This is a genomic window from Rivularia sp. PCC 7116 (assembly GCF_000316665.1).
Taxonomy (GTDB): Bacteria; Cyanobacteriota; Cyanobacteriia; order Cyanobacteriales; family Nostocaceae; genus Rivularia.
Genome location: NC_019678.1, coordinates 548016 through 560518 on the forward strand (window position 1 = coordinate 548016; position 12503 = coordinate 560518).

Consider the following 12503-nt stretch of genomic DNA (forward strand, 5'->3'; position numbering starts at 1 on the left):
AGTTACTAATTAAGTTATTTTTCTAAAGTTTGAATCAGTTGTTTGCCCATAGCTTGGCAACCTACTTGATTCATTCCTTCGGACATTATATCCCCAGTACGGAAACCATTCTGTAATACTTGAAACACTGTTTTTTCTATGTAGTCTGCTGCATCGCTTTGGTTTAAACCGTAGCGTAGCATCATCGCCGCACTCAAAACCTGTGCCAAAGGATTTGCTTTATCTTCTCCTGCAATATCGGGGGCTGAACCGTGAACTGGTTCAAAAACTCCAGGTGCATTTGCTCCCAGACTAGCAGATGGTAACATACCAATACTGCCAGTAAGCATAGCTGCGGCATCAGAAAGAATATCGCCGAATAAGTTCCCGGTAACGATAGTATCAAACTGTTTGGGAGCGCGTAGTAACTGCATAGCAGCATTATCTACATAAAGATGACTTAATTCAACATCTTGGTATGCTTGAGCGAGTTTAGTCATTTTATCCCGCCACAATTGAGATACTTCCAAAACGTTGGCTTTATCAACCGAACAGAGTTTTCCTCCTCGTTTGCGGGCTGCCTCAAAGGCGACTTTACCAATGCGCTCAATTTCCGCTTCGGTATAAGCCATTGTATTTATGCCGCGTTTTTCACCGGTTTCAGTCTCAAAAATTCCTTTAGGTTTACCAAAATAAATTCCACCAGTCAGTTCGCGTACCACCATAATATCAACGCCTTCGACAACTTCTTTTTTAAGAGTTGAAGCGTCAATTAGCTGAGGTATGATTTTTGCCGGACGTAAATTTGCAAATAATTTTAAACCAGCCCGCAATCCTAATAAACCAGCTTCAGGACGTTTATCAGATGGTAAAGAATCCCATTTATAACCGCCGATAGCTGCAAGTAAAACTGCATCGCTATCGCCACAAGTTTTTAATGTAGTTTCCGGTAAAGGTTCTCCCGTTGCATCGATTGCAGCACCACCGATTAAGGCTTCTTGAAATTCAAACTTGATATCAAACTTGTTTCCTACGACTTTGAGTACATCTACCGTTACTGCCATGATTTCGGGTCCGATGCCATCGCCGGGAAGTAGGGTAATGCTGTAGTTCTGGGTCATAGTAGTTTTACAGATTTGTTAAGCTGGGCAGATTTTATATCATACCGGGCAAGGGTACCTATTTGTAGAGTGTTATATCCCCTTTTTATTTTGAACTGACGCACTCCTAAACAAAAAGGCAGGCTTCTCATTTTTTAATAGAGGAATTGTGACCGAAAATCATCGCGCGCAAGCCCCTAGTTTCTAACTTTGGGTGAGAAGAAATAAAGTATATTTTTCGGATGCAAAATATTTTTACTTAACTTAACAACTTTTCAGTAAATCAAAATATTAGCTACTAAAGATAATTAAGCACAATACCGGTACAAATCAAACTAATAAATTTCAGGTTCAACGAGTAAATACACTTAACAAATTAAGTTGCAGTAAAGATAATTGATAATCCTCGAAATTACTCATGTTAAAGCTGTAGGGAAAAGTTAAGTTAGTCGAAAACACCAGTTTGACCTGAAAAAATAATGGTAAAAGAATTAGCCATTCGTACCAGTGGACTATATAAACAGTTTGACAAGCATATAGCCGTTAATAACCTTGAATTAGAAATCGGCGAAGGTGAGGTTTATGGACTTATAGGACCTAATGGTGCTGGTAAAACATCGCTTATTCGCATGTTAGCAGCAGCAGAAGAACCCACTGCCGGAGAAATCTATTTAAATGGCGATCGCCTGCGTCGGGATAAAACAAATCCGACTCTTAAACGTCGTTTGGGCTATTTACCCGATGATTATCCTTTATATAAGGAATTAACTGTTTGGGATTACTTGGATTATTTTGCAAGGTTATATCTTCTCAAAGAACCTAAACGCACCAAAAGGTTACATGAGGTTTTACAGCTAATCCAACTAGAGAATAAGCGCAATAGTTTAATCTCAACTCTATCGAGGGGGATGAAACAGCGTTTGTGTTTGGCTAGAACTATTATCCACGAACCGATAATACTGCTACTCGATGAACCAGTTTCGGGGTTAGATCCCATTGCCAGGATGCAGTTTCGGGAAATCATCAAGGTATTGCAAGAAGCAGGAATGACAATCTTGATTTCTTCCCATGTTCTAAGCGATTTAGCCGAGTTATGTACCTCGGTGGGAATTATGGAACTGGGCTTTTTAGTCGAAAGTGCTTCGTTGTCCGAACTTTATCAAAGATGTGCTACCCAGCAGATAGTTATTTCAACTTTAGGAAAACATGAAGCACTAATCAGCGAACTGAAAAACAATCCTTTAGTTGAAGAGTGGGAAGTATTAAGCACTAAAGATAGCGTCAGAATCAATTTCTCTGGAAAAGAAGAAGATTCTGCTGATTTATTGCGTTCTCTAATTACTGCTGGAATACCTTTAAAAGAATTTCACTGTACCCAAGAAGATTTAGAAAGCATTTTCTTGAAATTGGGACATAAGCAAGCCAGTTAACAGTGAACAGTGAACAGTAAAGAAGGAATAAGACAACCCAACTTATTAACTTCAAGCTTTTAACTTGTGACTCCTAACAACTAACAACTAACAACTATAATGCTTAACTCAATAGATAAAATTGGTGACTGGAATCCGCAACTTTTAAGGGAACTAAAAGGTCGTCTAAAACCGTTTCCCGTTATCATCGCTATAGTTACATCTCTTACCACTCAATTGATAATATTTCTCTATCAATTACGAGAACTTCCTAATTTAGATAGTAAAACAGATATTAATATTCTTGATAAATATTGCAAGTTAACTAATCTTAATAAAGAGCAGTATTCATCATGGGTATCGTGTCCTCCTAATCAAATTAATATGCAATTATGGTGGCAAGACCACTTTGGATATATGTTTCTATCACTGTGCATAATTTTGATTTTCACGCTATTAATAGGAGGAACTTATTTAATAATTAATGATTTATCCCAAGAAGAGCGTAAGGGTACGCTAAATTTTATTCGTTTGAGTCCACAATCGGAAACTAGTATATTTTCTGGAAAGATGTTAGGAGTTCCAGTTTTAATTTATCTAGCAGTTTTAGTAGCGATTCCTGTTCATTTATTAACGGGAATAAGCGGAAATTTTCCTTTTGGCAATATTTTATGCTTCTACCTAATACTTGCAGCTAGCTGTATTTTCTTTTATAGCTTTGCTTCGTTATTTGGTGTATTCGGTGGTTTCGTATTAAGTGGTTTTAAGCCTTGGTTAGGTAGTGGTGCCGTTTTACTGTTTTTGTGGGCATCAATGCAATTTACCAGTCATGAAACTTATCATAATTACCTTGCTTTTGGTAGATTATTCAGCCCTACAGATATAACCCATTATTTTTTCCCTGATTCATCTGGATATCATACTCCAGCATTACAAAAATTACAGTTTTTTAATTTTGCTGTAGGGAAAAGTTTTATTGGTGTAATTGCACTACATTTATTGAATTATGGATTATGGATATACTGGGCTTGGCAAGGATTAAAGCGTTGTTTTCGCAATCCTAATGCGACGATTTTTAGCAAACAAAAAAGTTACTTCATTTTCACCTGTTTTGAAGTATTGCTTATAGGATTTTATATTTCCGAACCTTACAAAAATTGGAATAGCTTCTATGAAGGTATAGGTAGTCTATATGTATGGAATCTATTGCTAATTGTGCCTTTATTTGCTCTTTTATTACCACACCGTCAAGCGATACAAGACTGGGCAAGATTTCGATTTAATCAAAATGAAAATAGTCCAGATTTTGCAAATAAGTCCTTATCTTCAGAGCTAATTACTGGTGAAAAAAGTCCTGCTGTTTTAGCAATCACAATCAATTTGTTAATTGCTGCAAGTGCATTTATTTTACTATTTTTCAAAGCAAATATTGATAGCTCATATATTAGCATTCGATTTTCAGAATTTATGAGCATCTTGTTACTTTTTGTCAGTTTAATCATGATTTACGCTACTATTGCTCAAATCATGCTGATGTTGAAAAATTCTAAACGTACTTTATGGGCTGCGGGAACAACAAGTGCATTAATCATTTTACCAATCATGATTTTTGGAGTTTTGAAGATTCACATATCCAACTTTTTATGGCTATTCACAGTTGGTTTCTGGTTTGCTGCCGAAGTGTCTACATTTCCAGAAATTTTGACTGCTTTTGTTTGCCAATTATTTATTTTGGGTTTATTAAACCTTTATTTAATTAAGCAAATAAAATTTGCAGGAGAATCCGCAACTAAAGCACTATTTTCTCAAGCCAAGTTTGAAAATTAAATATTGAAATAACGGAGTTGATTATATAATATTTAATTCCGTTTTTTTGTTTTAAAGCTCAATAATTTCCGCAAAATAAAATTTCGATAAATATCCGAATTCTTAATTGCTTACTGTTTATAAATAATTAATCAAATGCTCAACTTAATTGATCGAATCGGCGACTGGAACCCACAGCTTTTCAGAGAATTAAAAGGTCGTTTCAAGAAATCTTATGTTGTCACAGCTTTATTAATTTCTCTACTTCCTCAAGTCTTAATATTGCTACTACAGTTCGAGACTAATCAAAACGATGAAATATATTTAAATTTCTGGCAACCAGAAGAATGGAGATTAGTATTCATATCATTCAATATGATTTTTATTTTTACCTTGCTAGTTGGAGGAACTTATTTAATAGTCAATGATTTAGTTAAAGAAGAACGTGATGGTACGCTGAACTTTATTCGCCTCAGCCCGCAATCAGAACTTAGTATATTTGCTGGAAAGATGTTAGGAGTTCCAGCCATAATTCACTTGATGATAATTACAGCGATTCCTTTTCATATATTCGCTGGAATTAGTGGAAATATACCATTTGGCTATATTTTATGTTTCTACTTAACGGTTGTAGCTAGCTGTGCTTTCTTTTATAGTCTTGCTTCGCTATTTGCTATATTCGGAGGTGCTGATTTTAAAGTTAGTAAAGCTTGGTTTGGTAGTGGTGTAATTGTATTCTTTTTAATGGTATCTTTGTCTTGGGTAAGTATTGACATTAATTTCTCCTATGCTTGGATAAGAATGTTTAGTCCTATTGAAATTAGTCATTATTTATTTTCTGATTTATCAAGCAATTCTAAGAATTCGGGTTTTTACAATTTAATTATATTTAATTTACCTTTAGGAAAAAATCCTGTTTCGCTTTTAGCTCTGTATTTAGTTAATTACGGATTTAGTACTTATTGGATTTGGCAAGGATTAATACGTTGTTTTCGCAACCCAAATGCTACGCTTCTTGGCAAACGACAAAGTTATTTATTCGTAGCAAATTATAACCTAATACACTTGGGTTTTGTAATGCATGAACAATTGAATCATGAGCAAGAATTTATCACTGGAATAGCGTATATATACATATGGAATCTATTACTATTTATGGTCTTGCTAGCTATGATTTTACCTCATCGTCAAGCCATACAAGATTGGGCAACCTTTAGGCTTCAAAAAACTCCTAACGAACAACCTTTACTGAAAAATTCTTTACTGTCAGAGTTAATATTAGATGAAAAAAGCCCTGGTTCTTTAGCAATCGCAATTAATTTTTTAATCGCTGCAAGCTTTGCTATTGTATTAACGCTAATTAAAGGAGCAGTCTTTTACGACTCTAAGGGTGTGATCTTAGGCATCTTAATTACTATATGTGTTGTATTTTTGATTAATTTAATGCTGATTTATACTAGCATTGCTCAAATTGTATTAATGCTAAAAAACTCTAATCGTAATTCATTGGCAGCAGGAGCTGTAGGTGTAGTAATTACTTTACCAATACTAATTGGATCGATTTTAAGTTTTTCTGTATCCAGTACATATAATACAGATACAACTCTGTGGCTATTTACAATCTTTTTACCTTTCGGTTTTACAAATACTACGGCTATTAAAGCTTTTAGTGTGTTTATTTGCCAACTAGCTATCCTAGGTTTACTCAACTGGCATTTAATCAAGCAAGTTAAGTTGTTAGGAGAATCCGCAACTAAAGCAATGTTTTCTCAATCAAGAGTTTAGGTTTTAATTTATTTTTATGATTTCAAACAATTAATTTGAATAAGGGAATAGAGAAAAGTCTAACTACCCCTCTCCGAGATTTTGGAGAGGGTTAGTTTTATGTAAAATTAATCCCAAAATTGGTAAATATAAAGTTTTGTAAAAAATACCTATCAATATCCGAAAATATTTAGGTAAAAGCTGTATGGAAAAGCTAAGTCAGTCGAAAATACCAGTTTGACCTGAAAAATAATGGTAAAAGAATTAGCCATTCGTACCAGTGGGTTATATAAACAGTTTGACAAACATATAGCTGTTAATAACCTTGAATTAGAAATCGGCGAAGGTGAGGTTTACGGACTTATAGGACCTAATGGTGCTGGTAAAACATCACTTATTCGCATGTTAGCAGCAGCAGAAGAACCCACTGCCGGAGAAATCTATTTAAATGGCGATCGCCTGCGTCGGGATAAAACAAATCCGACTCTTAAACGTCGTTTGGGCTATTTACCCGATGATTATCCTTTATATAAGGAATTAACTGTTTGGGATTACTTGGATTATTTTGCAAGGTTATATCTTCTCAAAGAACCTAAACGCACCAAAAGGTTACATGAGGTTTTACAGCTAATCCAACTAGAGAATAAGCGCAATAGTTTAATCTCAACTCTATCGAGGGGGATGAAACAGCGTTTGTGTTTGGCTAGAACTATTATCCACGAACCGATAATACTGCTACTCGATGAACCAGTTTCGGGGTTAGATCCCATTGCCAGGATGCAGTTTCGGGAAATCATCAAGGTATTGCAAGAAGCAGGAATGACAATCTTGATTTCTTCCCATGTTCTAAGCGATTTAGCCGAGTTATGTACCTCGGTGGGAATTATGGAACTTGGCTTTTTAGTCGAAAGTGCTTCCCTGCAAGAACTTTATCAAAGATGTGCTACCCAACAGATAGTTATTTCCACTTTGGAAAAACTAGAGGTGCTATTAGGTGAGCTAAAAAATAATCCTCTGGTAGAAGATTGGGAAATTTCAGCAAATAAGGATAGCGTCAAGATAGAATTTTCAGGCACAGAAGAAGACTCTGCCGATTTATTACGTTCTCTGGTTACTGCTGGAATACCTTTGACTGAATTTCACTCTACCCAAGAAGATTTAGAAAGCATTTTCCTCAAGTTAGGTCATAAACAAGCCAGTTAACAGTAAAGAAGGAATAAGACAACTTAAATTATTAACTTCAAACTTTTAACTTGTGACTCCTAACAACTAACAACTAACAATTAATAACTATAATGCTTAATTCAATTGATAAAATTGGCGATTGGAATCCACAGCTTTTAAGAGAATTAAAAGGTCGTTTGAAACCGTTTCCGGTAATTATCGCTATAGTTACATCTCTTGCTACTCAATTGATAATATTTCTTTATCAATTACGAGATTTTCCCGGTGAGAATTACAGAACTTATAGTAAATATTGCAAGGCAAGAGATTTAGGAAAACTAAATCCAGAATTAAGATATTGTCCTACGAATCAAATTGATATGCAATTATGGTGGCGAGACCACTGGGAATATATATTTTTAGCACTCAGTGTAATTTTGATTTTTACGCTGTTAGTAGCAGGGACTTATTTAATAGTTAATGATTTATCTCAAGAAGAACGTCGAGGTACGTTGAATTTTATTCGTCTTAGCCCGCAGTCGGAAACAAGCATTTTTACCGGAAAATTAATTGGAGTTCCAGTTTTAATTTATCTTGTAAGCCTAGCTGCAATTCCTTTTCATATTTTTAGTGGAAAACTTGCAAATATTTCTTTTAGTCACATCTTATGTTTCTATTTAATCCTTATAGCTAGCTGTATTTGCTTTTATAGTGTTGCTTTGCTAATCGGTATATTTGGTGGCTCTGTACTTAGTGGCTTTAAACCTTGGCTGGCTAGCGGTTTGCTTATGCTGTTCTTAATGATTACGGTAGGAATGAATCAAAGCAGTTATTATGAAGCTAATATTGCCTTTTTCAGGTTATTTAGCCCGTTAGATATGACGAATTTTTTATTTCCTAATTTATTTTATAAAAAGTCTGTAGCACTCGAAGAGTTGAGATTTTTTAGTTTACCTTTAGGAAGAAGTATTGTGACTTTGGTTGCAATACACTTACTCAATTATGCTGTTTGGACTTACTGGGCTTGGCAAGGGTTAAAACGGTGTTTTCGGAATCCTAATGCTACTATCTTCAGCAAACAACAAAGTTACTTGATTGTCACAAATTTTGAAATCATAATCTTAGGATTTTTGCTTTCAGAGAATTTTAGTAGTAAGCACAATTTCTTTAACAGCTTAGAAAGTTTATACATCTGGAATTTATTCCTGTTTATAGGATTATTCGCAATTATTTTACCACCAAGACAAGCCGTACAAGATTGGGCAAGATTTAGATATCACAGAGTTAGCGTAAACAGTAATTCTTCCAAAAATTCATTAGTCTCAGATTTACTTGTAAGCGAAAAAAGTCCGGCTATTTTAGCAATTGGAATTACTTTATTAATTGCTGCAAGTGCTTTTATGGTGATGATTCTGAATCTAGAAACGCATTTTTATGGAATTAACTACCAAGTTTTAGGATGCTTGGGCGTATTGTTATTTATCAGTTCGACAATAATATACGCTACTATTGCTCAAATTATGTTGATGCTAAAAAATTCCAAACGGCATTTATGGGCATTGGGAGCAACAGGTGCCTCAATCATTCTCCCAGCTTTTATTTTATTAATTTTGAGCGTTCCGGCATCAAGCACAGATAATATCGGCAGCCTTTTATGGTTGTTTACAACTGGTTTTTGGTACGGTGTCGAAAATTCTCGAATTAGCTCAGTTTTTACCGTTTTTGTTTGCCAGTCAACCATCGCAGCATTATTAAATTGGTATTTAATTAAGCAAGTTAAATCCGCCGGTGAGTCAGCCACTAAAGCACTATTTGCCAACAGTGAACAGTGAGCAGTTAGCAGTTAGCAGTTAGCAGTTAACAGCGAGGAGTGAACAGTGAGGAGTGAACAGTGAGGAGTGAACAGTGAGGAGTGAACAGCGATCAATATTTAGTTCTAACTCCTGCTCACTTCTCACTCTTATTTGAGCGCTTTCTTAACTAATTCCGCTACTTGAGAAGGACGTTGAGCTACCGGTATTTTCCCATCTTTAAAGGCTTGGAGTTTACTTTTTGCCGTACCGAATTCTGGATCGCGTCCGATAACTGCCGCTAGAGTGCCTGTTTGTCGCCAATGTTTCGCTGGTGGAGCATGTACTCCGGCAATGTAAGCAATCACCGGTTTATCAATCATTTCGGATATATAACTTGCTGCGGCTTCTTCACGCCCCCCACCAGGTTGCCCTACTAAAACTATCGCTTGAGTATTTTCGTCTTCGTCTAAAATTTGCAGCCACTGGATAAAAGAAGAACCTACAACTCCATCACTACCTATACTTACACTAATTGACTGCCCTAGCCCCACTTGGGTTAATTCCCAAGCAATTTCGTAGGTTAAAGTAGTGCTGCGACTGACTATTCCGACTTGTCCAGGTATGTAAAATTCGCTGGGATGGGTACCTAATAAAATTTTCCCCGGCACAATTATACCTGGGCTATTAGGACCTACAATTATGGTTTCTTGAGCTTCCGCACGGCGAAATAAATTTACCATGTCTAAGGGAGGTACTCCAGGAGAAATGATAATAATTTGACTGATACCAGAACCCATTGCTTCTAATGCTGCGTCTAAAACCTGAAAGGGATGTACGCAGATGATTGTGGTATGAATCGCCCCATATTTCTTTACCACTTCCTCAACTAAATCAAATACTGGCAAACCATACTGCTTACTGCCACCGCATCCAGGATTTACCCCAGCGACCAAATTTGTACCATATGCTTTCATTTGAGAAATATGAGTTTCTGAAATAAACTCGCTGAAGCCTTGGATGATTACTTTACTGTCTGGCGTTAAATTCATAAAAAAGCATAAAATTTTAAGAAGAACTTAGCCTTTCAAGTAACGAAGAAACACGAAAACGCAGTTCTAAATTACGATATATGGCTTTGCTCGCGTATCGCGAATTAGATGAGAAGAAAGCCAACTTTAACCTTTCAAAAAATAATATTCTAGGTTAAAATGAGGTTATGAAAAAGTTAAATACTTTTGTTTGCCATTAGAAAATAAAAATTATACTGAATTTGCATTTGAATGTTGAATTCAGTATGACTGACCTTAGAGGTAGCTATTTTAATGCTCAGTAAGCAGTGAAAACATATCTAATAAAGTAAAAGATTTATAAGTTATCGGTTCTAAGTGTGTTCCCAATTAAAATTGGTTATTTCGGATATAGCACTTAATTGATTTACTGTATTATTTTCTCAACAGACAATATACTTAGTACCTTGAGTAACTACCTCCACCGATAGGTAAATATATATTGATTTAAATCAATGATTAATAACTCAATTCAACCTCCTCAGCAATTGATCGACGATAAAAGATAAAGGGGATGGTGTTAATTATCTGCTCATATAGATAAGCAAATAATTATTTACGCTTACCAAGATCATACCTTGCTAAACGTACTTAAGTAACTATCAATAACGGTAGATGGTATTACAAAAAATTAATTTTTATACCAGCCGTATTCACAATATTAAAAATTATTGTTTCCTGATTTTATCGTTGCCTTTTAACATTTTCTTTTGTAATTTTAACTGCCTGAGTCACTGCCTCATCTAAACTTTCTACGAGTAATATCGGATTCTGGGCAACATTTGTTAAATCTGATAAATAATTCTTGGCTGTATCTAAGTCGGAACCAGCTAAGCGAATAACTAATCGAGGTAGAGAAAAACCTCTGCGACGATTTTTATTACCATCAGAAACAAACTCTTGCGAGTTCGGACTAGATTGTTGCTTAACAAAGTTTGCAATTACCTCCGCAACTTCTTTTGCTTGAGGAATACTACCTAAAAAATTAATTAGTATTACTTTGATGCTTTTATCAGCAGCTAGGATTTGTAGAGCCTTTTGCAAACGAGTATTAAAAGTAGTCGGCATAGTATCGGTTAAAAATGCATGTCGCAAATTAAGACATACTCCTGGTTTTCCACCATTACTTACAACTAAATCTAGAGTTGCCATTACAGAACCAGCGCCATTTCCCAAAACACCTATTTTACCATGCATTCCTACTCCATCCCAATTGCCGAAGTTGCCATTTGTATCTTTTGAGATATTACGGCTAACTAATTTACGAGCTATTACAGCAATTTCTTGATGACGACGAATCGCTCTTTCATTAATACTAACGTTTCCATTCAGAGCCATTACCTGTCCCGAAGAATTTACTCCTAATGGGTTGATTTCGACCAAATCTAGGTCTTTTTCGACAAACAATCGGTACATATTTTCAATAACCTCGCTTACCGACTGCATCAAGGCACCTTGCAAACCCATTTTTAAGGCTAGTCTTCGAGCGTAAAAAGGAGAAAACTGCTCTTCTACCACCACGTGCTGCATTTTTTCTCCAGCTTCTTCCCAATCTATATCCGCTTCATTGCACCCCAAAAGTATTGGACGACATACAGCGGTATCTAAAACAATGGCTAAATACAGTTCTTGTTCGATATTGTATTTCGCTTCTGCCAATAGTACTTCTGGCAGCTCACCATAAATCGACAGATTAAAAATATTTTGAGCCGTCGCGATCGCATCAATTGTAGTTTCGACAAACCTGACTCCGCCAGCCTTTGCTCTTCCTCCTCCATAAATTTGAGATTTCAAAACTATTGGGTAGTCGATTTTCAAACGTTTTAAGTCGGTAGGATGATCGATTGTTTGGGAAGGTAATACCGGAATACCCATTTTCCCAAACCATTCTTTTACTTGATATTCCAATAATTCCATTGACACACACCATTTATATTGCTTGCCTTGTAGAGGATTACTGCGGTGCTGTCTAAAACATACAGCATACACCCTAACAATTAGCTTTAAGTTTTAAGCCCCAAACGGAACCTTTAAAAACAAGCTGTTAAAAACCAGTTATTTTTCTGTTACTAATTTTATCCAATAGCGTAAATTGGGTAAATTAAAAAGCGATTCTCACCCCCTATTACTTTATAGAAAGTGATGTAAGATATCAGTAAAAATGCTTACAGTTTTGCTTTTAAGCAATTTTATTGATAAGTCGCGATACATAGCACAGACAAAGCATCTGTGTAATTAATGCTAGAAATAAGATTATAAATTATCGCTAATACAATAATCGTCTAATAAAACTATGTATTAAATTTTGAAACAATTTATTGCAGAATTGGCAAGAATGCAAAATTTTATTATTCCCACTTTTAAACGAAAAACTATCATATCAATAAAAATAATTTTATAGGTAGGCAATAAGAACAACTA

At 35.4% G+C, this 12503-nt stretch carries 8 protein-coding genes; 5 read left to right on the plus strand and 3 right to left on the minus strand.

Going from position 1 to position 12503, the window contains the following annotated elements:
- Positions 1-14: 14 nt before the first annotated feature.
- The gene (gene leuB / locus RIV7116_RS02095) at positions 15-1100 is read right to left on the minus strand and encodes a 3-isopropylmalate dehydrogenase (RefSeq protein WP_015116611.1); all 1086 of its coding nucleotides are present in this window, start codon (positions 1098-1100) and stop codon (positions 15-17) included.
- A 458-nt stretch (positions 1101-1558) separates the two neighbouring features.
- Between leuB and RIV7116_RS02100 the strand changes: the two genes are divergently transcribed.
- From RIV7116_RS02100 to RIV7116_RS02120, 5 genes are all read left to right on the plus strand, one after another.
- Entirely contained in the window at positions 1559-2509 is a 951-nt protein-coding gene (locus RIV7116_RS02100) for an ABC transporter ATP-binding protein (RefSeq protein WP_015116612.1), read from the plus strand.
- 99 nt (positions 2510-2608) lie between these two features.
- Positions 2609-4315, plus strand: coding sequence for a hypothetical protein (locus RIV7116_RS02105; RefSeq protein ID WP_015116613.1), 1707 nt, complete (start codon positions 2609-2611; stop codon positions 4313-4315).
- A gap of 135 nt (positions 4316-4450) precedes the next feature.
- A complete protein-coding gene (locus RIV7116_RS02110) occupies positions 4451-6079 on the plus strand; it encodes a hypothetical protein (protein ID WP_015116614.1) in 1629 nt (542 codons plus the stop codon).
- A gap of 231 nt (positions 6080-6310) precedes the next feature.
- Positions 6311-7261 (plus strand): ABC transporter ATP-binding protein, encoded by a 951-nt coding sequence (locus RIV7116_RS02115; RefSeq protein ID WP_015116615.1) that lies wholly within the window; start codon positions 6311-6313, stop codon positions 7259-7261.
- A 92-nt stretch (positions 7262-7353) separates the two neighbouring features.
- A complete protein-coding gene (locus RIV7116_RS02120; protein ID WP_015116616.1) occupies positions 7354-9054 on the plus strand; it encodes a hypothetical protein in 1701 nt (566 codons plus the stop codon).
- Between the two features lie 128 nt (positions 9055-9182).
- On the opposite strand, the gene RIV7116_RS02125 is transcribed toward RIV7116_RS02120, so the two are convergent.
- A complete protein-coding gene (locus tag RIV7116_RS02125) occupies positions 9183-10064 on the minus strand; it encodes a succinyl-CoA synthetase subunit alpha (RefSeq protein ID WP_015116617.1) in 882 nt (293 codons plus the stop codon).
- A 702-nt stretch (positions 10065-10766) separates the two neighbouring features.
- The gene (locus tag RIV7116_RS02130) at positions 10767-11999 is read right to left on the minus strand and encodes a succinate--CoA ligase subunit beta (protein WP_015116618.1); all 1233 of its coding nucleotides are present in this window, start codon (positions 11997-11999) and stop codon (positions 10767-10769) included.
- Positions 12000-12503 lie beyond the last annotated feature (504 nt).